At 60.6% G+C, this 24,194-nt stretch carries 22 protein-coding genes and 1 pseudogene; 15 read left to right on the plus strand and 8 right to left on the minus strand.

The features are described 5' to 3' along the window. The 3 genes from NW806_RS09810 to NW806_RS09820 form a co-directional block, all read left to right on the plus strand. The coding region (locus tag NW806_RS09810; RefSeq protein WP_414410960.1) for a 6-carboxytetrahydropterin synthase at positions 1-729 on the plus strand (729 nt) is incomplete at its 5' end. Between the two features lie 343 nt (positions 730-1,072). After that, positions 1,073-4,453 carry a maltose alpha-D-glucosyltransferase gene (gene treS, locus NW806_RS09815; RefSeq protein WP_414410961.1) on the plus strand — a complete coding sequence of 1,127 codons (3,381 nt, stop codon included), beginning with the start codon at positions 1,073-1,075 and terminating at the stop codon, positions 4,451-4,453. Between the two features lie 9 nt (positions 4,454-4,462). Beyond that, complete coding sequence (locus NW806_RS09820; protein ID WP_414410962.1) at positions 4,463-5,215, plus strand: SOS response-associated peptidase; 753 nt, start codon at positions 4,463-4,465, stop codon at positions 5,213-5,215. Here NW806_RS09820 and dprA read toward each other — a convergent pair. Beyond that, complete coding sequence (dprA, locus tag NW806_RS09825; protein WP_414410963.1) at positions 5,154-6,305, minus strand: DNA-processing protein DprA; 1,152 nt, start codon at positions 6,303-6,305, stop codon at positions 5,154-5,156. The genes NW806_RS09820 and dprA overlap by 62 nt on opposite strands. Positions 6,306-6,361: 56 nt before the next feature. On the opposite strand from dprA, the gene NW806_RS09830 reads away from it, so the two are divergent. Both NW806_RS09830 and NW806_RS09835 read left to right on the plus strand, forming a co-directional pair. Further along, entirely contained in the window at positions 6,362-6,613 is a 252-nt protein-coding gene (locus NW806_RS09830; RefSeq protein WP_414410964.1) for a hypothetical protein, read from the plus strand. Continuing rightward, a complete protein-coding gene (locus NW806_RS09835; protein ID WP_414410965.1) occupies positions 6,606-8,117 on the plus strand; it encodes a sodium:solute symporter family protein in 1,512 nt (503 codons plus the stop codon). The genes NW806_RS09830 and NW806_RS09835 overlap by 8 nt, the downstream gene beginning before the upstream one ends. Here the strand turns inward: NW806_RS09835 and NW806_RS09840 are convergent. After that, positions 8,067-8,861, minus strand: coding sequence for a type II CAAX prenyl endopeptidase Rce1 family protein (locus NW806_RS09840; RefSeq protein WP_414410966.1), 795 nt, complete (start codon positions 8,859-8,861; stop codon positions 8,067-8,069). The two genes, NW806_RS09835 and NW806_RS09840, sit on opposite strands and share 51 nt — an antisense overlap. A gap of 15 nt (positions 8,862-8,876) precedes the next feature. Then, positions 8,877-9,158, minus strand: coding sequence for an ATP-dependent Clp protease adapter ClpS (clpS, locus tag NW806_RS09845; RefSeq protein ID WP_414396415.1), 282 nt, complete (start codon positions 9,156-9,158; stop codon positions 8,877-8,879). A gap of 221 nt (positions 9,159-9,379) precedes the next feature. On the opposite strand from clpS, the gene NW806_RS09850 reads away from it, so the two are divergent. The 4 genes and pseudogenes from NW806_RS09850 (at position 9,380) to NW806_RS09865 (ending at position 12,685) form a co-directional block, all read left to right on the plus strand. After that, positions 9,380-10,558: a transaldolase gene (locus tag NW806_RS09850; protein WP_414396418.1), complete on the plus strand. Its 1,179-nt coding sequence runs from the start codon at positions 9,380-9,382 to the stop codon at positions 10,556-10,558. Between the two features lie 19 nt (positions 10,559-10,577). Further along, a pseudogene (locus NW806_RS09855) lies at positions 10,578-12,062 on the plus strand (cobaltochelatase subunit CobN); the annotation flags it as partial. 39 nt (positions 12,063-12,101) lie between these two features. Beyond that, positions 12,102-12,422 (plus strand): DUF2605 domain-containing protein, encoded by a 321-nt coding sequence (locus NW806_RS09860; protein WP_414406072.1) that lies wholly within the window; start codon positions 12,102-12,104, stop codon positions 12,420-12,422. Continuing rightward, entirely contained in the window at positions 12,422-12,685 is a 264-nt protein-coding gene (locus NW806_RS09865; RefSeq protein WP_414410967.1) for a DUF2973 domain-containing protein, read from the plus strand. The genes NW806_RS09860 and NW806_RS09865 overlap by 1 nt, the downstream gene beginning before the upstream one ends. Positions 12,686-12,782: 97 nt before the next feature. On the opposite strand, the gene NW806_RS09870 is transcribed toward NW806_RS09865, so the two are convergent. Next, on the minus strand, positions 12,783-15,992 hold the full coding sequence (locus NW806_RS09870) for an AAA family ATPase (RefSeq protein ID WP_414410968.1): 3,210 nt from the start codon (positions 15,990-15,992) through the stop codon (positions 12,783-12,785). A gap of 161 nt (positions 15,993-16,153) precedes the next feature. Then, positions 16,154-18,481, minus strand: a complete 2,328-nt coding sequence (gene pcrA / locus NW806_RS09875; protein WP_414410969.1) for a DNA helicase PcrA — start codon at positions 18,479-18,481, stop codon at positions 16,154-16,156. Between the two features lie 236 nt (positions 18,482-18,717). Between pcrA and NW806_RS09880 the strand changes: the two genes are divergently transcribed. The 5 genes from NW806_RS09880 to NW806_RS09900 all read left to right on the plus strand — a co-directional run bounded on the left by NW806_RS09880 (position 18,718) and on the right by NW806_RS09900 (position 21,306). Continuing rightward, positions 18,718-19,242 (plus strand): hypothetical protein, encoded by a 525-nt coding sequence (locus NW806_RS09880; protein ID WP_414410970.1) that lies wholly within the window; start codon positions 18,718-18,720, stop codon positions 19,240-19,242. A gap of 80 nt (positions 19,243-19,322) precedes the next feature. After that, positions 19,323-19,769 carry a hypothetical protein gene (locus tag NW806_RS09885; protein WP_414410971.1) on the plus strand — a complete coding sequence of 149 codons (447 nt, stop codon included), beginning with the start codon at positions 19,323-19,325 and terminating at the stop codon, positions 19,767-19,769. Positions 19,770-19,839: 70 nt separating this feature from the next. Continuing rightward, positions 19,840-20,286 carry a transposase gene (locus tag NW806_RS09890; RefSeq protein WP_414410976.1) on the plus strand — a complete coding sequence of 149 codons (447 nt, stop codon included), beginning with the start codon at positions 19,840-19,842 and terminating at the stop codon, positions 20,284-20,286. Further along, positions 20,264-20,545 (plus strand): zinc ribbon domain-containing protein, encoded by a 282-nt coding sequence (locus NW806_RS09895; RefSeq protein WP_414410972.1) that lies wholly within the window; start codon positions 20,264-20,266, stop codon positions 20,543-20,545. The genes NW806_RS09890 and NW806_RS09895 overlap by 23 nt, the downstream gene beginning before the upstream one ends. A 107-nt stretch (positions 20,546-20,652) precedes the next feature. Beyond that, positions 20,653-21,306 carry a hypothetical protein gene (locus NW806_RS09900; protein ID WP_414410973.1) on the plus strand — a complete coding sequence of 218 codons (654 nt, stop codon included), beginning with the start codon at positions 20,653-20,655 and terminating at the stop codon, positions 21,304-21,306. A gap of 6 nt (positions 21,307-21,312) precedes the next feature. On the opposite strand, the gene dapF is transcribed toward NW806_RS09900, so the two are convergent. Further along, complete coding sequence (gene dapF / locus NW806_RS09905) at positions 21,313-22,182, minus strand: diaminopimelate epimerase (RefSeq protein WP_414410974.1); 870 nt, start codon at positions 22,180-22,182, stop codon at positions 21,313-21,315. 23 nt (positions 22,183-22,205) lie between these two features. Next, positions 22,206-22,337 (minus strand): photosystem II reaction center protein PsbN, encoded by a 132-nt coding sequence (gene psbN / locus NW806_RS09910; RefSeq protein ID WP_414396835.1) that lies wholly within the window; start codon positions 22,335-22,337, stop codon positions 22,206-22,208. A 242-nt stretch (positions 22,338-22,579) separates the two neighbouring features. Here psbN and psbH point away from each other — a divergent pair, with 242 nt between their 5' ends. Then, the gene (psbH, locus tag NW806_RS09915; RefSeq protein WP_414361343.1) at positions 22,580-22,783 is read left to right on the plus strand and encodes a photosystem II reaction center phosphoprotein PsbH; all 204 of its coding nucleotides are present in this window, start codon (positions 22,580-22,582) and stop codon (positions 22,781-22,783) included. A gap of 19 nt (positions 22,784-22,802) precedes the next feature. On the opposite strand, the gene argJ is transcribed toward psbH, so the two are convergent. Further along, on the minus strand, positions 22,803-24,044 hold the full coding sequence (gene argJ / locus NW806_RS09920; RefSeq protein WP_414410975.1) for a bifunctional glutamate N-acetyltransferase/amino-acid acetyltransferase ArgJ: 1,242 nt from the start codon (positions 24,042-24,044) through the stop codon (positions 22,803-22,805). Positions 24,045-24,194: the final 150 nt, after the last annotated feature.

Consider the following 24,194-nt stretch of genomic DNA (forward strand, 5'->3'; position numbering starts at 1 on the left):
ACGGGGGAGGTAGACGAGTACGGCATGGTGCTCAACCTCTCGCAGGTGAAGCGGGTGATTCAGGAGCGGGTAATTCGGGAGCTGAACTTGGCCTACCTCAACGAAGCTTGGCCAGAGTTTGCCCAGACCCTGCCCACCACCGAGTTCATTGCCTACGCCATCTGGCAGCGCCTGGCCGATGCTCTGCCGCTAGCCAGCGTGCGCCTCTACGAGGATCCCCACCTTTGGGCCGAATACCGAGGAGAAGCCATGGAAGCTTACCTAACCGTTGCCACCCACTTTAGCGCCGCCCATCGCTTGGCCTTGGATCACCTAAGTTTGGAGGAGAACACTGCCCTCTACGGCCTCTGCGCCCGCCCCCATGGCCACGGCCACAACTACGGCCTGGAGATCACCGTCAAGGGATCCATCGACCCGCGCACGGGGATGATCGTAGACTTGGCGGCTCTGCAGCGGGTGATCGAGGAGCAAGTGGTCAAACCCCTGGATCACACCTTCTTAAACAAAGACATTCCCTACTTTGCCCAGGTGGTGCCCACTGCGGAAAACATCGCCCTCTACATCCAGCGGCTGCTGACTCTGCCCCTGCGGGAGCTAGGGGTGCGCCTGCACCGCGTCCGCCTGCAGGAAAGCCCCAACAACAGCAGCGAGGTCTACGGGGAGTTTCCCTTGGAGGAAGCGGAGCAGGGGCTCTCTATTCACGGGACAAGCCGCCACCCTGTAGCATAGCGAGGATTAGCTGCGCTAGTAGACCTGCAAGTGCATCTTTTCTGGTAAGCACTCTGCCTAGGCTAAAGTTGGCTCCGTCCTTAGCCTGTGTGCTCGAGCAAGAGCAAGAAGCAACTACCGTCAGCTCGACGGGAAGTCACGCCTGGGGAGATCCCTCTGGCGGGGTGGTAGGTGTTGTTCGCGTATGCGGGACGGAGTCCTTACCTACTACTAGCTACGGGTCGTGGGAGCAGGAAGAAAGCAGAAACACGGCAAAACTGCCCTGCTGCAAACGGGAATGTTTGCTAGCGTTTCGTAGATCCTTTCAGAGCGGTGTCTAAATCCTGTCTCTGTTGCCGATATGATGAGCCAAGCTCTTCTGCGCAGCATCGTCTCTCCCCTAACCTCCAACCCCCTCTGGTACAAAGACGCGATCATCTACGAGCTACCGGTGCGCGCCTTTTTTGACAGTGACGGCGATGGCGTGGGCGACTTCCAGGGCTTGACCGAAAAGCTGGACTATTTGCAAGAACTGGGGATTACAGCCGTCTGGCTGCTGCCGTTTTTTCCTTCTCCTCTAAAGGATGACGGCTACGACGTTTCCGACTTTACCAACGTTAACCCCGAGCTGGGCACTCTAGAAGACTTCAAGATCTTTCTGGATGCTGCCCATCAACGCGGGATTCGCGTCATCATCGAGCTTATCCTCAACCACACCTCGGATCAGCACCCCTGGTTTCAGCGGGCCCGACGAGCTGCTCCCGGCACCCCCGAGCGCGACTTCTACGTTTGGAGCGATACCCCCGAAAAGTACAAAGAGGCCCGCATCATCTTTCAGGACTTTGAAACCTCCAACTGGACCTGGGATCCGGTGGCCAAAGCCTACTACTGGCACCGCTTCTACTCCCACCAGCCAGATCTCAACTACGACAACCCCGCCGTGCAAAAAGCCATGTTCGAGGTGGTGGACTTTTGGCTGAGCATGGGGGTAGATGGCATGCGGCTGGACGCCGTGCCCTATCTCTACGAGCGGGAAGGCACCTCCTGCGAGAGTCTGCCGGAAACCCATGCCTTTCTCAAGGCTCTGCGCCGACACATCGACCAGAGGTACCCCGACCGCATGCTGCTGGCTGAGGCCAACCAGTGGCCGGAAGATGCCGTAGCCTACTTCGGCGATGGGGACGAGTGCCACATGGAGTTCCACTTCCCCCTCATGCCACGGCTCTTTATGGCCCTCCAGATGGAGGATCGCTTCCCCATCGTTGACATCCTGCAACAAACCCCTCCCATTCCCGAAACCTGCCAGTGGGCCATTTTCCTGCGCAACCACGACGAGCTCACCCTGGAGATGGTCACTGACGAGGAGCGGGACTACATGTACCAGGTCTACGCCAAGGATCCCAAGGCGCGGATCAACCTGGGCATCCGCCGCCGCTTGGCTCCTCTCTTGGGCAACAGCCGCCGCCGCATTGAGCTGATGAGCAGCCTCCTGTTTTCCCTGCCGGGGACGCCGGTGATCTACTACGGCGACGAGATTGGCATGGGAGACAACATCTACCTAGGGGATCGCAACAGCGTGCGCACCCCCATGCAGTGGAGCGCTGACCGCAACGCTGGCTTTTCGCGGGCCAACCCCCAGAAGCTCTACCTGCCCGTCATCATCGACGCCGAGTACCACTACGAAGCCGTCAACGTGGAAGCGCAGCGGAATAACCCCCATTCCCTCTGGTGGACGATGAAGCGGATGATTGCCGTGCGCAAGCGCTTCCAGGCCTTTGGCCGCGGCTCTTTTGAGGTGCTGCACCCGGAAAACCGCAAGGTGCTGGCCTTTGTGCGGGCCTACGGCGACGAGCGCATCCTGGTGGTGGCCAATCTCTCGCGCTACGCCCAGTGGGTGGGGCTGGATCTGTCCCCGTGGGAAGGGTTGATCCCAGTGGAGATCTTTGGGCGCACCGAGTTTCCCCCCATTGGGCGGCTGCCCTATTTCCTAACGCTGGGCCCCCACTCTTTTTACTGGTTCTCCCTCGAGACCAAAACGAAGCAAATTCACCTCAGCCCTAGCAGGCCAGAGGAGCAGGCTCGCCCGGCCACGCTGGTTGTTCAAGATGGTAGTTGGGAGAGCCTCTTTCAAGGGGAAAACCAGAAGCAGGTGGAGGCCGTCTTGGGAGACTACCTCTACCGTTGTCAGTGGTTCAGCTCCAAAAACCGCCAGCTCCAGTCAATCCACATTTTGCAGGCCATCCCTTGCCGTCGAGAAGGGGATCCCTTGCTGCGAAGCCAGATCTTGCTTCTCCAGGCCGAGTTCCTCGAGGGAGACACAGAGCTCTACTCTTTACCCGTGGGCTATGCCACTCAAGAAGCAGCCGTACACCTGCGCGTAGAGGCGCCCCAGGCAGTCATCCTCCCTGTGCAAGTGGCCGGAGAGCCAACGGAAGTGATCTTCGACGCTCTGGCTGATAAGACCTTCTTGTTGGGTCTGCTACAGATGATTGTGCAGCAGAGCCGTCTGCGCCACGGTCGGGGAGAGCTTTGGGCCACTAGCTTTGCCACGCTTGAGTACGACCCCAGCTTGGAGCCCCGCCTCCTCAAGGCGGAGCAGAGCCACACCTCGGTGGTCTACGGCAACCAGTACCTCCTCAAGCTCTACCGCCGGGTGGCTGAGGGGGTAAACCCGGAGCTGGAGGTTGGCCGCTACCTGCTAGAGCACCATCCCCAGGTGCGGGTGCCGCGGCTGTTGGGATCCCTGGAGTATCGTCGTCGCCGCGGGACGCGAGGCTCTGAGATTACCTTGGCCATTTTGCAGGAGTACATCCCCAACGAGGGAGATGCCTGGCACTACACCCTAGACACTTTGGAACAGTTCTTCGAAACCGTGCTTGTCCACCACGCCGCGGTGGAAGCGGTGCCGGTGCCTCAGGGCTCCTTCCTAGAGCTTGCGCAGCTTCCCCTGCCGGAGCTGGCCTATGCCACCATTGGCAGCTACCTGGAGTCGGTGCGGATCTTAGCCAAGCGCACCGCCGAACTCCACCTTGCCCTGGCCGCTGACACCGAGAACAAAGACTTTGCGCCGGAGCCTTTCTCCAGCCTTTACCAGCGCTCCATCTACCAATCCCTGCGCAACTTGGTGGGCCAGGTGTTTCCCGTCTTAGCCAAGCAGATCCCCAACCTGCCAGAGCTGGAGGCCAAGCTAGCCCGGACGGTTTACGACCAAGAGAGGGAGATCATGAGCCGCTTCCGCCTGATCCTGGAGCGGAAGATCACGGCTTTGCGCACCCGCTGCCACGGGGATTACCACCTGGGCCAGGTGCTATTTACCGGCAAGGACTTTTTCATCATCGACTTTGAGGGCGATCCGCGACGATCCCTGGGGGAGCGCCGCCTCAAACGCTGCCCCCTGCGGGATGTGGTGGCGATGCTGCGCTCTTTCCACTACGCTGTTCACACCGCCTTGCGCCAGCAACTGGAAAGCGGCCTGGTCTGCGGAGACAAGTGCCCTGACATGGGGCGCTGGGCCCAGTTTTGGTACCGCTGGGTTTGTGCTGCTTTCTTGGCCGAATATCTGCAGGTGGCTTCCCAAGGGGCTTTTCTGCCCCGCAGCCCGCAGGAGCTGGAAGTGTTGTTGGATGCCTATCTGCTGGAGAAAGCTATTGACGAGCTGGGCTATGAGCTCAACCACCGCCCCGAGTACGTGGAGATCCCTCTGCGCGGGATCCTACAATTGCTAGGCATTTCCACCAAGGTCTGAGGATTCTGGATGTGCGGACGGTTTAGCCTGGCGGCGGCCCCCGAACTGCTGCAGCAGCATTTTCAAATCGAGATGGAGTCATGGCCAGCGCTCCAGCCCCGCTACAACATCGCCCCTTCTCAGCCGGTGCTGGCAGTGGTGGCCTCAACGGAGCTGGGACGGAAGGCAACCCAGTTCCGCTGGGGCCTGATCCCCAGGTGGAGCCGAGCTCCCCAGGCTAGCTGGATCAATGCCCGTTCTGAGACGGTGGCTGAGAAGCCCTCTTTCCGCGAGGCTTTCCGCCGCCGCCGCTGCCTGATCCCGGCCGATGGCTTCTACGAGTGGGCCGACCAGGGCACGGCCAAGCGACAACCCTACTGGTTTTACCTGGTGGATCGACCGGTGTTTGCCTTTGCCGGCATTTGGGAGCGCTGGCGCAGCCCACAAGGGGTGGAGATAGAAACCTGCGCCATCCTCAACACGCCGGCCAATCGGCTGATGGGGCTTTTCCACGAGCGGATGCCGGCCATTTTGCCAGAAAGCGACTACGAGCTCTGGCTGGATCCCCAGGTGCAGGATCCCAAGCGGCTGTTGCCCCTACTCCGCCCCTACCCGGCAGAGGCCATGGCCGCCTACCCCGTCAGCACCCATGTGAACAACCCTCGCCACGAGGATCCCACTTGCCGTGCTCCCATCGGGAAAGCGGTGCAGGGATCCAACCTCAGCGAGCCCGCCGGTAGCGCATCCCCGGCAGTTGCACCAGCCACCCCTCCAGTTCCATGAGGAGCAGGGTGCTGGAAAGGGTGGCCATGTCCATCTGGGTGGCTTGGGCTAGGGCGTCGAGGCTGAGGACCTCATTGCCCAGGATCTGCCAGAGGAGTTGCTGCTGGGGATCGCTGGGGCCAGGGGACGCAGGCTGTTCTGGGGGCGGGGATCCTGGAACCAAGCCCAACTCTTTGAGCAGATCCTCGATCCCCAGGATCATGCCTGCCCCATGGCGGATGAGCTGCAGACAGCCACGGGCTGCCGCCGTGTCGATATTCCCTGGCAGGGCGTACACTTCCCGACCGTAGTGGTTGGCGAGCTGAGCAGTAATCAGCGCTCCTGAACGCTCTGGGGCCTCCATCACCAAGGTGGCGCGGCAGAGGCCGGCAATGATGCGGTTGCGCTGGGGAAAGTGCTCCTTGGCCGGCGGCGTGCCAGGGGGATACTCGCTGAGGACGGCCCCTTGCTCCAGGATGCGTTGGTAGAGGGGGCGATGATGGGCGGGGTAAACCTGATCCACCCCCGTTCCCAGCACAGCCACCGTCTTGCCCCCTGCCTCCAGACAGGCCTGGTGGGCGATGCCGTCGATCCCAGTGGCCAATCCCGACACCACCACACAGCCGGCTTGCGCTAGGGCGGCGCTGACTTTCTGGGTCCACTGCCGACCGTAGGCGGTGGGGGCGCGGGTGCCGACAACGGCAATGGCCGGCTGCTGCCAGTCAGGACATTCTCCCAGGACGTAGAGAATAGGCGGCGGATCCGGCAGCTCCCACAGCAGCGGGGGATAGCCGGGATCCGCAGGGGTTAGGAAGGGGATCCCCGGCTTTTGAGCTTGCTCCAGGATCTCCCCAGGGTCGAGGGCAGGACGGGCGGAGAGGATCGCCTCTGCCAGGGTGGGGCCAATGCCCTCCACCTGCTGCAGGGCTAGGGCGTCCGCCTGCCAGGCCTGTTCCAAGGATCCAAAAAACTCCGCCAGCCGCTTGAGGCGGTGGGGGCCGATCCCTCTAATCCGCGCCCAAGCGAGCCAATAGGGCCGCTCCCTTTCTCCGCGGCTTGGCCAAGGCTCCCTCTTGAGGGCGAGAGGTGAAGGAGAACTGGAGAAGGACAATTGTCTGCACCAGTGGCTGTATCTTAATAATCGGCAAAAAATCAGGAGATGGACAAATGTCAGGGTTAGATTCCGCGGGTGGCTCTCAGGAAGCCAGGCCACTGCGGTTTGGACAGGTGCGCCAGGCTTGGGTGTGGGGGGCTTACCCCCTGCTGTGGCTGTTGACCTGGGTGGGATCCCGCTCTGCCCAGCCGCAGCTTTGGGGGATCCCGGCCTGGTATTGGCTGGCGGGGTTGGCTGTCCTGCTGTTGGTACCTCTTAACTTCTACATTGTGCGCGTTTGCTGGCCGAGAGGCGGAGATGAGTAACACGGTTTTGAGTCTGGGTGTGGTGGGGGCATACTTGCTGCTGCTGGCGGCCATTGGCTTCTGGAGCTATCGCCATAGCGGCCAGGATCCGGTCAGCTATTTCCTGGCGGGGCGAGGGCTGGGATCCCTGGCTCTAACCTTGACGACGCTGGCGACGCTGATCAGTGCCTTTACCTTCATTGGGGTGCCAGCGGATGCCTATACCCACGGCCTAGGGATCTTCCTGGGGGTGGGAGTGACCACCGCCTTCATTTCGGGGCTGTTTTTGTGGGTGGGCTACCGGGTGTGGCTGGCAGCGCGCCACTTCGGCTTTATTACCCCTTCCGAGTTTTTTGGCCACCGCTTCAATAGCCCTCTCCTGGCCCTACTTTATTGCCTGAGCGCCCTGACGTTTACTGCTCCCTACATCAGCATCCAGATTATCGGTGGGGCGCGCACGCTGGCTGCAGTCTTGGGGGAGGGGATCCCCTATTGGCCTCTGGCGGTGGTAGTGGCCTTGGTGATCTTGGCCTATGTCCTCTTCGGCGGATCCCAGGCGGTGGTCTGGACGGACGTGGTGCAGGGGATCATCTTGGTTTTGGGGATGGGGGTGGCTTTTGTGGCAGTGGCTTTGAGGTGGGGCCAGGAGGCTGGCAGCCAGTTGGATCCCTGGCTGAGCTTGCCCGGCCCGCAGGGGCGCTGGAGCTGGCAAACGCTGCTTGGCAACCAGCTGCTGTTTTTCATGGCCACGCCCCTTTTTCCCCAGTTTTTCCAGCGCTTCTACATGGCCAAAAGTGCCCGTCCCTTCCAAACCCTGATGGTGGTCTGGCCGCTCCTTATTCTGCTGGTGTTTTTCCCGGCAGCCCTCATTGGCGTCTGGGGCCGGCTGGCTTTTCCTGATCTGCAGCAGCCGGATCAGGTCATGCCGCTGATGTTGCAGACCCTGCCTAGCGGCGTGGCGGCGGTGGTGATTACAGCAGCGCTAGCAGCTTTGATGTCCACGGCGGACTCGCAACTGCTTACAACCAGCTCCCTGGTTACGCGGGATCTGGTGGTTACTTTTCTCAAGCGCCCGCTTTCCCCTCACCAGGAGGAGCTGTTGGGCCGCGGGGTAGTGTTGGGGATTGGGCTAGTTTCCTTTGCCATTGCCGTCAGGCCGCCAGGGCTCATTGCCCAGATTGCCACCTGGAGCTTTCAGGGCTATGCCATGCTCTTTCCCATCCTGATGGCCGGCCTGTACTGGAAGCGGGCAACTCGCGCTGGAGCTGTGGCCGGGGCTTTGGTCTCCAGCGGCCTCACCTTGGGGTGGCTTTCGGGCCTGTTGCCCAAGGCTTGGACAGGGGGCTGGCTGCCGGTGATCCCGGCGGTGGTCATCGGCACAGCGGTGCTGGTGGGGGTGAGCTTGCTGACTCAGCCTGACCAGGAGAGGGTAGCCGCCTACTATGAGAACGGCCCTTGGGCAGAGGAAGGTTGCTCAGCTTCTGCCGCCAGCCAACCCCTTGAGAACCAGGAAGGTGCCGCCTAGAAAGAGCAGGCCCATCAGCCCAGCCAGAGGGTTGTTGCCGATCCCGGTGAGCCACGCTGGCGCCCTGCCGGTGTACTCGATCCAGGCCAAGTTGTTGACCCAGGTAACGCCCCACACCCAGCCGGCGTGCAGCCCCAGGCTGAGGCCTAGTTTGTTTTGGTTCCACACTTTTGCTTGAGCCAGCAGCAGGCCCATCAGCCACAGCCCTGGAAACTGAGGCCAGGTGGCAAGAACCTCCGCTGGCGGCTTCAAGAAATGGGCCAAAGCAAAGAGAAAGCTGGATCCCCATAGCGCCCTTGTCCAGCCGTAGTCCAACGCCATTTCCTGCACTAGCCAGCCGCGGAACAACAGCTCTTCCACCAGCGCCACTGCCAGGCCCACCCCCAGCCCGAGCAAGCCATAGCCGAGCAGGGATCCCCCTTCCACTGGCTTCCAGCTCAGCCAGCCCAGGGCCCCCTCCAGGCCAAACAGCAGGAAAAGCCCCCCGGCACCGATCCCCAAGCCCCAGAGGATCCCAGCCCAACAAGTCCAACTACTGTCCAAGCCATAGGCGGCAAACCCGGATCCCCACTGCCACAGCCAAAGGAGCAGCAGGGCATACAGCGGCAACCAAAGGTAGTCTTGCCCAAAGAGAACCCCCCCTAGCCCGACCCACGGCAGCCAGGCCAAGAGGGGGATTCCCAAAAACAGCCACAGGCGTAGCGGAAAGGGAAAAACCTTGAGTTTCGCAATCAGCAGGCCCACCCACGCTGCTCCTAACTAGCGTTCCGGCTCAATCGAGCTGGTGAGGCCGTGCTGGCGCAACTGCTCACAATAAAACTCCGCAGGTTCCCGCGGCACCACGATAACCACGGCAACGCCGTTGTTGTGGGCTTCCAGCATGATTTCGGTGGCTTGCTGCGGCAGCAGGGACGGGATCACCTTCAGCAACACCTGCACCACGTACTCCATGGTGTTGACATCGTCGTTGTGCAGCAACACCCGGTACATGGGCATGTGCTTTGGGGTTACAGAAGGCTTAACCAGGGTCTCCGTAGCCACGACGATCCCTCCTTACAGCAAGGCAAGACGTACACCTGCAAAAAAAGGGGCAGAAAGGGGAAAAAGCCTTAATGGAATTTTAGCCTTCTCGGCAAGAGCCGTGAGGGGGAGCGGAAGAGAATTAAGACAATCTCACGGCTAGCGGGATCCCCTACTGAGATAGGTGACACTGGGACTAGGTTGCCAAAGTGCCGCGGAGCGCGAGGCCCAAGGAGGGGAGTATGAGCAGGAGCCTGCTGGAGCAGTTGCGAGAGATCACCGTCGTGGTGGCCGACACGGGGGATATCAATGCCATCGAGACCTTTAAGCCGCGGGATGCCACCACCAATCCCTCTTTAATCACAGCGGCCGCCCAAATGCCCCAGTACCAGGGCATTGTCGATGAAACTTTGCTCAAGGCTCGCCAAGACCTGGGATCCAAAGCCGACCTCAAAACTGTGGTAGCCCACGCCGTCGACCAACTGGCGGTGGCCTTTGGCGTGCGCATTTTGTCCATTATTCCTGGCCGCGTCTCTACCGAGGTAGATGCCCGCCTCTCCTACGACACGGCAGCTACGGTTGCCAAGGCCCGCCATCTCATCGAGCTCTACAAGGCAGCAGGGGCGGATCCCGAGCGGGTGTTGATTAAAATTGCCGCCACCTGGGAAGGGATCCGGGCTGCCGAGATCCTGGAAAAAGAAGGGATCCACTGCAACCTTACCCTGATGTTTGGCCTGCACCAGGCCATTGCCTGTGCCGAGGCGGGGGTAACCCTCATCTCGCCTTTCGTGGGTCGCATCCTCGACTGGTACAAGAAACACACCGGCCGGGAGAGCTACCCGCCCGCCGAAGACCCAGGCGTGCAGTCGGTAACCCAGATCTACAACTATCTGCGCAAATACGACTACCCAACAGAGGTGATGGGCGCCAGCTTCCGCAACATCGGGGAAATCCTCGAGCTGGCCGGCTGCGACCTGCTCACCATCTCGCCGCCTCTGCTAGCGGAGCTGCAAAACACCGAAGGCCACCTGGAGCGCAAGCTGGATCCGGAAAAAGCCAAGAAAATGGACATTCCCCGCCTGGTGATGGACCGAGCCACCTTCGATCAGATGCACCGGGAAAACCGCATGGCCTCGGAAAAGCTGGAGGAAGGGATCCAGGGCTTCTCCAAGGCGCTGGAGGTGCTGGAAAAACTGCTCGCCGAGCGGCTGCAGAAGCTGGAGGGCGCCAAGGAAACGATTACCCACGCCGCCCAGGATGTCTTCCGCCTCTACGATCTGGATGGGGACGGCTTCATCACCCGCGAGGAGTGGATGGGGGCAGATCGCGTCTTCGATGCCCTCGACACCAACCAAGATGGCAAAATTACCCCCGAAGAAATGCTGGTTGGCCTAGGGGCAGCCGTTTACTTGAGGAATTAGCTCCATGGGCGAGAACTTCCGCCGCATCGGAGATGGGGTAGCTGCCCTAGAAGCTCAAGCCCGCCGCTGGATTGCCCAACGGCTGCAGGGGATCCCCTACGATCCGCCGCCGGGGCCGGCAGCCAGCCAGGTGCTGCAGTGGATAGAGAGGGACTTGCTCCCTCGCCTGCAGCAAACTCCCCAGGAGCTGGAAAACCTCCTGCGCGGTCTCAATGGCGGCTATGTGCCCAGCGGCCCTTCCGGCGCTCCCACGCGGGGCCGGGTGGAGGTGTTGCCCACTGGGCGCAACTTCTACTCGGTGGACATCCGCGCCATCCCCACCCCGACAGCCTGGCAAGTTGGCTCGCTGGCTGCCGAGCGGCTGGTGGAGCGCTACGTGCAAGAGCAGGGGGAATATCCCCGCCATCTGGGCCTATCCGTGTGGGGAACTTCCACCCTGAGAACCGGTGGCGAGGACTGGGCCGAGGCGCTGGCGCTTTTGGGGGTCAGGCCCCGCTGGGATGGGGGACGGGTGGTGGATATCGAGATCCTGCCTGTAGCGGTTTTGGGGCGTCCCCGCGTGGATGTAACTCTGCGCATTTCTGGGTTTTTTCGGGATGCCTTTCCCAACCTGATTGCCCTCTTCGACCGGGCCGTGCAGGCCGTGGCCGCTCTGGAGGAGCCGGAAAGCGACAACCCCCTGCGGGCTCAGGTGCTAGCCGATACCCAGTACTGGCAGGAGCAAGGGATCCCCCCCTCAGAAGCGGCCAGGCGAGCGCGGCTGCGCATCTTTGGCTCCAAGCCGGGGGCCTACGGGGCCGGTCTGCAGGGGCTGATCGAGGCGCAAAACTGGGAAACGGAAGCGGATCTGGCCCGCGCCTACCTCAACTGGAGCGGCTACGCCTACTGGGCCGAGGGGGAGGGAGAGCCAGCCCCCGAAGCGCTGCGGCGGCAACTGGCCCGTCTGCAAGTTGTCCTGCACAACCAAGACAACCGCGAGCACGATCTCCTCGACTCGGACGACTACTACCAGTTTCAGGGGGGCATGGTGGCGGCCGTGCGAACGCTCCAGGGCCGCAACCCCCAGATCTACTTCGGGGATCACGCCCGTCCCCACAACCCCAAGATCCGCACCCTGGCCGAAGAGATCGACCGCGTCTATCGCGCCCGCGTCGTCAACCCCAAGTGGATTGCCGGCGTGATGCGCCACGGCTACAAGGGCGCCTTTGAGATGGCCGCCACGCTGGACTATCTCTTTGCCTACGATGTCACCACCCACGCCGTGCCAGACTTCATGTACGCCGGGGTGGCCCGCGCCTACCTGCTGGATCCCCAGGTGCAGCAGTTTTTGCGAAGCCACAACCCCTGGGCCTTGCGGGATATGAGCGAGCGGTTGCTGGAGGCCCACCAGCGGGGCTACTGGCAAGAGCAAGCCCAGGAATTGCTGCCTCAGATCGAAGCCCTCATGCTAGAGATGGAAGCCCAGCTAGAGGCCAGCCAGGGATCCCTAGCGGGAGAACGTTAAGTTCGGCTAAGATTCTTCTCATCCAAAGAGATCCCAGACATGAGCAAAGCCAAGCTGTTGCGGCAGATTCTGGGGCCGCTGCTAGAAGACTACCACTACTGGTTTGAGCGCTGCCGTCGCTTTTTGCAAGAAGAAACCCTGGACTTCATCAGCCCAGAAGTGCAGCAGTCCCTCTTGGAGCGGGTCTTGGCTGCCCAAGCGGAGTTACAAGCAGCGGAAGCTCTCTATCGGTTATCGGACAATGAAGTTGGCATTGACCCGGCCCTGATGGCAAAATGGCATCGCCTGCTGATGGAGTGCGCCGAGCTGGGCCGCCGCTTTCGCCAACTTCACCCCTCTTCTGACTCCTCTGACTCGTGATGCTGCAGATCCTCTACCTCATTGCTTTTGTCGCCATTGCCTTCGTGGCGCTGCGCAACCTGGTGGTTAACGTAGTAACTCTAAGCAAAGAAGAGCCCAAGGCCTCGCCGCGTCGCGCTCGCCGACAGGCGCCCCACCCGGAGCTCTTGGATGCGGATGGCAACCTGACGGAAGAGCCTTTGTTGGTTATTCGCGCAACCAGCCTAGAGGAAGCCCGCAGCCGCCTGGAGGATCTTTACTCTGGATCCCCTGACGAGGATTGAAAGCGACAGGGGGGCTGCCGACCCCTGCGCAAAAGCCCAAGCAGGAGAGCCTTAGCTGCCCCTGGCTGCAGAGGCAGGCTGGCGGATCCTCAGCCGACTAGCTGCGAATGGAGAGGCGGGATCCCTGGGGAGAAGGCTGCACCTCAATGCGGCAGGGAAAGGCATCTTGCAGGCTCGGGATGTGGGTAATGACCAGGATGCAGGCAAACTCGGAGGCAATGGCGTTGATGGCCGCCAGCAGCTGGGCCCGCCCGGTGGCGTCCTGGGATCCAAACCCCTCGTCGATGATCAAGGTTTGCAGGTCAGAGCCGGCGCGCTGGGTGAGCAGGCGAGACAACGCTAGGCGAATGGCGAAGTTGATGCGGAAGGCTTCTCCCCCGGAATAAGTCTCGTAGGGGCGGGTGCCGCGGGGATCAGCGATGAGGATGTCGAGGGTTTCGATTAGCTTGTCCGAACGTCGCCCCGAGCGCTGGGTTACAAAGCGGAGTTGCAGGCGGTGCTGGGTGAGGCGGCCCAGGATCTGGTTGGCCTGGGCTTCTAGCTCCGGCAGGACGTTTTCGATGATCAGGGCAGGAATGCCGTTGCGGCCGTAGGCGTTGGCCAGCTCTTGGTACACCTGCTGCTGGCGGCGGGCTTGCTGCAGTTGCTGCTCCAGCTCGGCTTGCTCCGCTTGTCGCTCAAGGGCTTGCTGCAACCGCTGTTGGGCCGCTCCAAGCTGAGAGAGCACCTGATCTAGCTCTTGCCGGTGCTCCTGCAGGGCTTGGCGGATCCCTTCCAGGTGAGCAGGTGAGACCTCGGGCTGCTCCGCTAGCTGTCGCTGTAGCGCTTCCAGCTCTTGGGTGGCCTGGGCAAGCTGCTGGCGGCTTTCCTGTAGGCGTTGGGCCAAGACCTGGCTGCGGGCTCTTGCTTCTGGCAGCTCCTGGCAGGCCATCTGGAGGGCTTGCAGGCGGGCCGGCCACAGTTGCGCCTGGGCCAGCTCTGCTTTTACTTGCTGGTGCAGGGATCCGTCGTAGCCAAGGTGGTCCAGCGCCTGCTCGATCTGGGCCAGCCGTTCCGCCAGAGCAGCAGAGGAGGCTGTCTGCCGCAGGGCTTCCAGCTGCGCTTGCAGGGAGGCGATTTGCTCGGCCAGGCGAGGGCGGCGCTCTTGGGCTTTGCGCAGTTCCTGGGAGCGGCCCAGGGCCCAGCGCCAGCGCTCCAGCTCTGCTCGTTGCAGGGCGTGTTCCCGCTCGTCGTAGCCCAGCTGCTGCAGGGACTGCTGGATCTGGGCAAGCTGCTGCCGTGCCTCTTGGGCGTAGGCTTCTTGGCTGAGGAGCTGCTCCAGTTCTGCCGCTTCTAGTCGCCAGGCCTCCAGCTGCCGACGACGCTCCTGCTCGGCCTCCCACTGCTGTTGCAGGCGCCCCTGGAGGTGCAGTCGCTCGTCCCAGGTGGCCAATTCCTGGCCAAGACGCTGAGCTTCTTCTTGCAACAGCCCGATCTCCCGGTCGGCCACCGCCAGTTGCTCGCGAATGACAAAGAGCTCGCCGGCAATCTCCTCTTGGCGCTGGCGGTGTTTTTGCAGCACCACCGCCCTCAAAGGCGGGCTAAGGGGGCGAGCGCAGAGGGGGCAAACCCAGAGCTGGGATCCTGGCGTGGCCAGCCCTGGGGCGGGCGGTGCGGGCGCAGCAGGCTGCTCCGAGAAGGCTGCTTCGGGGATGGCTTTGTCTGCCACGGCCTTCACCCCCGCCAAAGCAGGGACAGAGTAGGGCTCTCCGGGTTCAGGAGGGTCAGCGCCTGGGCAATTCGGATCCTTCTGGAGGGGGAAAGTTTCCCAGGGATCCTCTAGCAGGCGGCAGTGCTCCTCCTCCTGTTGCCACTGCTGCTGGAGAACCCGCTGCCGCTCCTGCAGCTTCTGCACAAAGAGGCGGCGCTCTTGGATTTTTTCCAGCACCTGCTGCTGGTAGAGGCGCTGCCGTTCCAGCTCGGCCAGGGCCGCTGCTCCGGCGGCAATTTTCTCGGCCAGTTGCTGCTGCTGTTGGGCCAGGCTCTCCTGGCTTTGCAGATGCTGCTTGAGGAACTGGAGGCGGGCTTGCAGGCGTTCCCGCTCGCGGCGGATCTCCTCCTGCCAGTGCCGTTGTTGCTCTAGGAGGGTGGCCGCTTGAGCCTGAGCCTCGTTCAAGCTCTGCAGCCGCTCATAGGCCTGCCGGTAGTGGTACAGGGCGTTTTCAATGCGCTCCTGTTCGGCCAGGAGTTGGGCATCGGCCTGAGCCTGGACCTGGCAGGCAGCCAATTCCTGTTGCAGCTGTTGCATCCTCTGCAGGTATTGCTGCTGTTGCTCGGCCTGTTGGGCCTGCAGCTTTTGGCGTTCCTGCACCAGCTGTTGTTGCTGCTGGAAGAGATGGTGGAGATGGCGATCCTGCGCCATCAGGGCTTGATAGCGTTCGTAGCCGGCCTGGATCTCTTCGCTTTTGGCAACCAGCTCTTCCAACTGCAAAAGCTGCTGCCGCTGCGCTCGCCACTGCTGCTCGGTGTGGTGCAGGTTGGCGCTGAGCTTGTGCACATGGTGGGCAAGCTGCTGGTACCGCTCCTGGAGGGTGCGGCGATGTTCGTAGGCGCGCTCTAGAGCCTGCAACTCCTGCTGCTGCTGCACCAAGAGCTGTTGCAGATGGGTTTGCCGTTGCTGAAGCTGCTCCAGTTGCGCTTGGATTTGCTCGAGGTCGGTGGGGTGTTGCTCCAGCTTGCGCAGGCGCTCTTGGAGTAGGTCGGCTCTGAGCTTGGCGCTGCGGGCCTGTTCGCGGCAGCGCTCGGCCAGCAAGTCGTACTGGCCCAGCTTGAGCATGTCCGCCAAGACCTGCTTGCGCTCGCCGGGGCGCTTTAGGGTAAAGGCATCGGCCTGTCCCTGGCGCAAGTAGGCGGAGTGGAGAAAGGTGTCGTAGTCAAGGCCAAGCTGACTTTCAATTGCCTCTTGAGTGGCGCGCAGGCCCCGGCGGGTAAGACTGCGCCAACGGGCTTGGCCCTCGCTTTCTCCAATCTGGATTTGCCACTCCAGGGATCCCTCCCCCGAGAGGTGGCGGCTGCGCAGGACGCGGTAGGTCTGTCCGCGCGAGCGGTAGATCACCTCCACCCAGGTTTCGCTAGCTCCTTTGCGGATGAGATCGCTGTCGTTGCTGGCCCGGCTCTGGCCCCAGAGGCCCCAGGTAAGGGCATCAAGCAAAGCCGATTTGCCCGCCCCGTTGGGACCACAAATGCAAGCGGTGTGGATCCCGCGCAGATCCAAAACCGCCTGAGAGTAGCAGAGAAAGTTGCGTAAGGTCAGGCGAACCGGGATCACAGGGGCGGCTTTGGTTGCAGCAAAACCATGGCGATGAGCCCTTTGCTCTAGTCTATGAAGTTATTTGCCAGATCCCAAGTCCTGCATCGGCCAATGCCCCCAGGTCAGATTCAAAGACGCTCTGGCCAGTTAAGCTGCCAAAGTCGTTTTGGACCAGAGCGCTAGCTGAGCTTTTGGATGGGCGCGATGCGCGGATCCAAAATTTTTTGGCCCACCGCGGGAAATCTCACAGCTAAGGTAACCTGGTCGCCGCTGCCAAAGATGTGAGTAATTTGCCCCTGGCCAAATTTGGGGTGTTGCAAACGATCTCCCACCGCCCAGCGCTGGGATCCCTCCCAGCCAGTAGCCGCCTTTCTGGGTTGAGCTACCCTGCGAGGTTGCAGCAGGCCGCCTCTCTGCCACTGGATCAGGTTGTGCGGCAGCTCACTCAAAAATAGAGAGGGGATGGCAGGCTCGCAGTTGCCGTAGAGGCGTCTTTTGCTGGCGTAGCAGAGAAACAATTGCTCGCGGGCGCGGGTAATGCCTACGTAGCAAAGGCGCCGTTCTTCTTCCAAAGCAGCCGGATCCTCCAGGGTGCGGAAATTGGGAAACAGACCCTGTTCCAACCCCACCAAAAAGACCACGGGGAACTCAAGTCCTTTGGAAGTGTGCAACGTCATCAAGGCAACTTTCTCGGCCCCTTCCTCCAGATTGTCCAAATCCGCAGCCAAAGAGACAGCGCTCAAGAAAGCCTCGAGGCTGGGATCCTCCTCTTCTTCCTCAAATTGACAAGCGGCGTTGTAGAGCTCCATCACGTTGGCAATTCTCTCCTCAGCCTCTGGCGTGCCCTGGGCCTTGAGATCTGCTAGATACCCAGAATCCCGCAGCAATTCTTGCAAAAGGGTAGCAGCGGAAACCTGCGCTACTTGTTTGTGCCAATGTTCGATGAACTGGGCAAACTGGATAACCGGCTTGGCGGAGCGCCCCACCAGCTTGGTTACAGCAGCCTCGTCGCAGAGGATGGCCCATAGAGGCACATTGAGGGCAGTTGCTGCTTCGGTTAGTTTGTCCAAAGTGGATTTGCCAATACCCCGCCGCGGCACATTGATAATGCGCAACAGGCTAAAGGAGTCGGCAGGGTTGAGCACGGCCCGCAAATAGGCCAGCACATCTTTAATTTCCTTGCGCTCGTAAAATCGCAGCCCGCCCACCACTGTGTAGGGGATCCCCCACCGCAGCAAAACCTCCTCAAAAGGGCGAGATTGGACGTTGGTGCGGTAGAGGATGGCAAAATCTCCCCAGGAAGAGTTGGGATTTTGGCTGTGTAACTTGCGAATGGTGTTGACCACAAACTCAGCCTCTGCCATCTCGTCCTCCGCCTGGTAGCAAACGATAGGATGGCCTGGAGGGCGAGTTGGCCGGAGAATTTTATCGATGCGCTCCGTGTTTTTCTCGATCAAGACGTTGGCTGCCTGCAAAATAGTAGCTGTAGAGCGATAGTTTTCCTCCAGCTTCACCATGGTGCGGGTGTCGTCGTCTGGAAGGCCATCGCCAAAGGTCTCTTGAAACTCGAGCAAAATGGTAAAATCTGCCCCGCGAAAGCGATAGATACTTTGATCTGCATCGCCCACCACAAAGATGGAGCGATTGGTCCAGTCCCACTTGGAGCGGCAGCTCTCCCCATTGGTAACTAGCAGCCGGATGAGTTCGTACTGGGTGCGGTTGGTATCTTGGTATTCGTCCACCAAGATGTGCCGAAAGCGCTGGTGCCAGTAGGCCAAAACCTGCTCGTTTTGGCGGAAAAGCTGCACCGGGATCCAAATTAAGTTGTCGAAGTCGAGGGCATTATTGGCCGCCAGTTGATCTTCGTAGAGCTCGTAAACCTGAGCTAGGACGCGGCCGCGGAAATTGGGCTGGTGGCGTTCCAGATCCGCAGGAGTCCAGCCCTGATTTTTGGCCTTGCTGATGGCATGGCGCACCAACTTGGGATCAAACTGGCGCTCATCCAAGTTAAGCCGATTGATCACAATTTCTTTAATCAAAGAGTAGGCGTCAGACTCGTCAAAGATTGAGAAGTGGCGAGTCCACCTGCGTCCCTTGAGATCCCGATATTTTTCAATCTCCAGGCGCAGAATCCGGGCAAATAGGCTGTGAAACGTGCCGATCCAAAGGGGTTTAATCCAACGGTGGTAAACACTGGATTTCAGCCGGGTGGCCCGAGCAGGCTCCAGTTGCGCCAAAGGGATCCCAAATTGTTCCTGCGCCTCCTGCTCGGCAAAAAGCTGCTCGATGCGCTCCTTCATTTCGCGAGCGGCCTTGTTGGTGAAGGTAACGGCCAAAATCTCCTCTGGATTTACCCGATAGTGGCGGATGAGGTAGGCAATGCGGTGGGTGAGGGTGCGTGTCTTGCCGGAACCTGCCCCCGCCACCACCAGCAAAGGGCCACAAAAGTGCTGCGCCGCTTGGCGTTGTGAGGGATTGAGGCCATCCAACAAGGAGCTAGAAGCCATATTTTTTATTGCCGCCCCCGAGAGACTGCTTTCCATTATGGGCTCAGGCTGGCAACCCAACGGGGGTGGGAAGCCCAACCAGGAGCGCCAGGACCAAAGATGAAGATTGGTTAAGATTTGGCCAGCCCACCCCAGAACTTGCTGCTATGAAACGAGTTTTGCTTGGCTGCGGCTGCCTGCTTGCTTTTCCAAAAAGACTTGTCGCTTGTGGGGTTGCTACCTTTGCTCTCCTCTTCTTGGGCCCGTTGGCTCCAGCTCAGGCTGGCAACTGCCCCAGCAACGGCAGTCCCAACGTATCCCTTGACCTCAAGCTGGAAAGCATTTCCGGGGATCCCCTTGACCTAGGCAGCTACCACGGCCTGCAAGCGCTGATCTTAACCAACCGCCAAACCCGCTCCCAAGCAGAGGCCCTCTCGACAAGTTTGGCTCTGGAGTTTGGGCACAACCCTCGGCTGCGCCAGGTTGTGTTGATCGATGGCAGAGGGCTGCAGCTGGTGCGAGACCTGGTTCTGCAGGCCATCCGCGAGAGCGTGCCGACAGATCCCCGCTTGGCTTCTCCGTTTGTCCATGTCTCGGTTGATTTCGAGGGGGCAGCCATCCAGAAGCTGCAGGAGATCGCCGCCGAAGTGCTACCCGGGATCGATTTTCGCCGCCAGGCCGCCCTGCTGCTTTTAGACGGTCGGGGCACGCTTCTAAGTGGGTTTGCCAACCTGGACCAGTCCAATCTCCGCATTCGCCAGTGCATTCGTACGCGCATTTGACCAAGAAAACTGGGTTTCAAGCCCTGCCGTTGAGAGCAGCTTTTTGTATGATGCTCTAGATAGCAGAAGGACAACTTTGCATGTACTTTGTCCGCAAGCTCAAGCTGGGAGTTTCAGACCAACTGCAACTTTTGAGCAGAGCCGCAGGCAAGCTGTACTCCAAGACACTCGTCAGTTTTTGGCGGGTCGTCCGCAAGAAAGGGCTGTGGTTGAAGCCTGCCACCCTCATGCGTTGGTTTCCAAATGACCCTGAAAACCGGCTGCATGCCCATAGCGCAGACGCGGTAGTGCAAAGCTTCTTTTCCTCATCTGAAGTCCTGGAGGGAACGCCGCAAAACGGATCCCAACGCTCGTCCACCTCGACGCCGACGGTACTATTACAAAATCCAATGGAAAGCTTCAGCCATCAAAGTCGTAAATGGAAAGTTGCGCTTGTCGAACGGGAAAGGCAACGAGCCGTTGGTGATCCCTTGGGCTTGGGATACGCCTGTCTGGGTAGAAATCGGCTGGGACGGCAAGCAGTATGAGCTAAGGGCTTGCTACAAATTGAGCGATGCGCGGCCCAAGGAAGAGAGGGAAAAAGGCGGTGTTGCCGGTGTGGATCTGGGTGAGGTTCACCTGGCCGTTGCCCACGATGGGGAACAGACTTACATTGCCAACGGTAGACTGCTGCGATCCAAGCGCCGCTACCAGAACAAGCTGAAATCTACTCTGTCAAGGCTGCTTGCCAGAAAGAGGCGTGGCTCAAGGCGTTACAGGAGAGTTTTAGCTTCTGGGCGAAAGCAGCTGGCGAGGTTAAATGACCAGATTCGAGATATTTTGCACAAGCAAACTACAAGACTTGTCTCGACGCTGTATGCAAGGGGCGTCCAGACCGTTGTAATTGGGGACATTCGGAATATCAGGGTGTCTGCCGCTCGCGTTAGCGGGACGGAGTCCTTTTACGGCAAGAAGGCGAATCAAAAGCTCCACCAAATGTTGCATGGCCAAACCCGGCAGCCACAAGGCCGAACGGCTGGGAATGAAAGTTGTGCTGCTGGATGAGCGGTACAGCTCTCAAACCTGTCCTGCTTGCAACCAGAGGAACAAGCCGTTCGCGTCAGCGGGACGGAGTCCTCAAGGCCGTGTGTACAGGTGTACGTGCGGGTTTAGGTTCCATCGGGACGGGGCGGGGGCAGTCAACCTTCGCAGAACGTATCTGGGCTTGGGCCCAGTAGTTGGGGTTATGGCATCCCCCATAGGGCTGAGGTTTCAGCCTCATGCTCTGTGTAGCTCAGCCGGCAGGAGCCATCCTGCTGTCTGAGTAAAGAATCCCTGCCCTTTAGAGCAGGGAGAATGTCAATGCCTTGGATCCCGCTTTTCCCCTGCCTCTTCCCCGACCGCTAAACTGGTTCTAGTCGAGACGGCTGGGTGCCGAGATCCATGCGCCGCCAGCTCAAGACCCTAAACCAAATCCTCGACTACAAGCTAGCCGATCTGCGGCTGTTTGGCCGCGCCGAGCTGAAGGGTCAGGTGCTGAATGTGCTGCTGGAACGGCTGCCCGGCGATGGGGTGGACACACAGCAGGTGATGGAGGTGGTGCGTAGCGCTGTAGAGGCCTCGCTGCTGCAGGGGCTGCGCAAAGTCAACGTTTACCTTTGGTGCCGTGGCCAAACTGAAGCGGCGCCGGAGTGGAGCGAAAGCTTTGTGGTCGAGCCGTTGAGCCCAAGCAAGCCTGAGGGAGCTTGGAGCCGCGCCTCCAGCTACCGGCAAGACTATCCTGCCATGCGGGTGCTGCTTTTTGGCTTTGGCCTTTGCCTGGGTGGCTTCTACCTGCTGGGCTGGGAGCGGACGGGCTGGATGGACTGGATCCCCGTGGGGCTGGCCTTTGGCTTGGGGGTGATCTTCCCTTGGCTCAAACGCTCCCTCAACCAGGGGGCTCCCCCTCTGTTCCTACGCCTCGGCCTAGGGCTGGGGCTGATCTGGCTGGGCCTGGCAGTGCTGATGATCTGGCACCAGGGCTGGAGCCCTGCCCACGGGATTCTCACCTTGCTGGCCCTTCTCCTAGTGGGGTTGGGATCCTGAAAGCGCTCACTCGGCAGTGGTGCCGCGGAAAACGGGCAGGGCCGGCCCTGTCATCCACACGTGTTGGGTGTCAAGATCCCAGCGAATCTCCAGGTTTCCTCCCGGCAGCTCCACCGTGGCCTGGGGCTCGGCCCGCTCTTCCAAGACGGCAGCCACTAGGGCGGCACAAGCCCCTGTTCCACAGGCCAGCGTCGCCCCTGCCCCTCGCTCCCAAACCCGCAGCCGCAGGCGGTTAGGGCTGAGTACCTGCACAAATTCGGTGTTGGTGCGCTCGGGAAAGGCGGGGTGATGCTCAAACAGGGGACCCACCCTTTCCAAGTCCAGTTTCTCCAAGGATCCCTCCTCCTCCAGAAAGACCACGCAATGGGGGTTGCCCATGCTCACTGCCGTCACCCACCACTCCCGCCCGGCCACTGGGAGCGGTTGCCGCACCACCTTTTCCTCTGGCCCGACTAGCGTGGTGGGAATCTGCTGGGCCAAAAGGCGAGGGATCCCCATGTCCACTGTTACCAAGCCATCGGGCTGCACCCGCGGCACAATCCGCCCTGCCAAGGTGTGGATCTGGTAGGCGCCATCCTGGGCGGGGATCCCCAGATCCTGCAAAAAGCGAGCCAGGCAGCGGATGCCGTTGCCGCACATCTCCGCTTCTGAGCCGTCGCTGTTGAACAGGCGCATGCTGAAATCAGCCCCCTCCTGCCCCGGCAGCAGGAAAATGACCCCATCCGCCCCCACGCCAAAGCGGCGGTCGCAGAGGGCAATGGCCTCTTCTGGTGTCAGACAGGGCTGGGGCTGGTGGCGATTGTCCACCAAGATGAAATCGTTTCCCAACCCCTGGTACTTGTGGAAGGTGAGATGGGGGGGCAGCCGGGCGGCCATGCAGTGCAACAAGACAACGGGCTTCAATCCTCGTGCATTTCGAAGGGATCCTTCAAGTTCTTGGAAGGAGGTCCGAAGGCGGTGTAGATGGCAAAGGCGGTAATGACAATAGTAGTGGCCACAATAGCCACGATGAGGGAGAGGCTAGCTTCCATCGCTGGGATCCCGAGAGAGTCTCTCTAGAGTATTACACAAGTTTACAAAACATTGCGCCTCAGCGGCGACATGCACGGAATCCTCTGCCTGGCAAGGACAAGGGATGTCAAGATTCATTGCTATCGGCAAAGGGGTGGGGTCAGATTCTGGTAGCGTGATCTAAAGATGGCTGTTCTTGCGGCATTGAGTCTTTAGAGGATCCGCCGCCAGCTTTGTTCCTTCTTAACCTACGGCGAGAACTATGGCCATTCGTACCCGACTGGGCGATCTGCTGCGTCCGCTGAACTCGGAATACGGCAAAGTAGCCCCCGGCTGGGGCACCACGCCTCTAATGGCAGTCTTCATGGTGCTGTTTGGCATCTTCATGCTGATCCTCCTGGAGATTTACAACAAGTCGCTGCTGCTGGAAGACATCAACGTCTCCTGGGAAAGCCTCAGCTTCTAGTTTGGGCTTGCCAAGCGGCCTAGGTGGTGTACTCGGCGTTGATGCGCACATAGTCGTAGCTGAGATCGCAGCCCCAGGCCACGCCCTGACCGGGCCCCTGGTGGAGATCCACCGTGAAGACGACGGGATCCCCCTTGAGGTACTTGCAAGCAGCCTGGCGTTCAAAGGGGAGGGGCATTCCCTTCTCTAGAAGCAGAAAATCTCCCAGCCGGATCTCCAGAAGGCGGCTGTCAAAAGGGATCCCTGCTCGCCCAGCGGCAGCGGCCACCCGTCCCCAGTTGGGGTCGCCCCCAAAGGCTGCTGCCTTGACCAAGGGAGAGCTGGCAATGACGCGGGCTATCTGCCGAGCCGACCGGTCGTCGGGGGCGCCCTGCACCCGGATCTCCAGCAACTTGGTGGCTCCCTCCCCGTCGCGGGCAATGGCCTTAGCTAGGTGAATGCAAACCTGGGCAACCATCTCGGCTAGGGCTTGGGCAGCTTTTGTACCCGCTTGCACCGTGGGGATCCCGCTTTGGCCGTTGGCTAGAGCCAGTACCATGTCGTTGGTGCTGGTATCCCCATCCACGGTGATTTGGTTAAAGCTGAGGTCAACAGCCTCTTTGAGGATCTGCTGCCAGAGTGGGGGATCCACAGCCGCATCGGAGGTTAAGAAAGCCAGCATCGTCGCCAAGTTGGGGTGGATCATGCCGGATCCCTTGGCGATGCCTCCTACCCTGACGGTGTAGCCCTCGATGTTAGCCTCCAGAGCCGTGCTCTTGGGAACTAGATCAGTGGTGAGGATGGCGCGGGCAGCGCTCTCTCCTCCTGCCGGCGAGAGGCGGTCGATAAGGTGGGGCAGGGCCGCCTTGATTTTGGCCATTTCCAGTTGTTGTCCAATGACCCCTGTGGAGGCGGTGAGCACCTGGTGGGCGGGGATCCCCAGCCGCTCTGCCACCCAGCAGGCCAGTTGGGCATTGTTGCGCTCCCCCTCTTCGCCTGTACAGGCGTTGGCCTGGCCGGCAGTGCAGAGGATGGCCCGCACCGGCTGGCCTTGGGCGAGGATGCTCTGGTTGTAGGTGACGCAGGCGGCCTTAACCTGGTTGGTGGTGAAAACGCCAGCCCCTACCGCCTCGCTGTCGGAAACAATCAGGGCCAAATCGGCGGCGCCAGAGGGCTTGAGGCCAGCGGCTACGCCGGCAGCGCGGAAGCCACGGGGGGCGGTTACGGCACCTGCAACCGGTTTAAACTGGGCTCCTGGATCCGATGGAATGGCTCTGGTCATACTGGCGGCTGCGCAGCTCCTAGCAAAGCGGGCCGGCTTTTGCGCTGGGAGCAAAGTGGTGTTGTTAGAACTTTACCAAAAAGCGCCGTAAGGCCCCGCCTTTGAAGGTGGGGATGTAAGGCGCAGCATTTTATCCAAGGTTTCCCCTGA

Source organism: Synechococcus sp. W65.1 (assembly GCF_047461615.1).
In the GTDB taxonomy this organism is placed as follows: Bacteria; Cyanobacteriota; Cyanobacteriia; order Thermostichales; family Thermostichaceae; genus Thermostichus.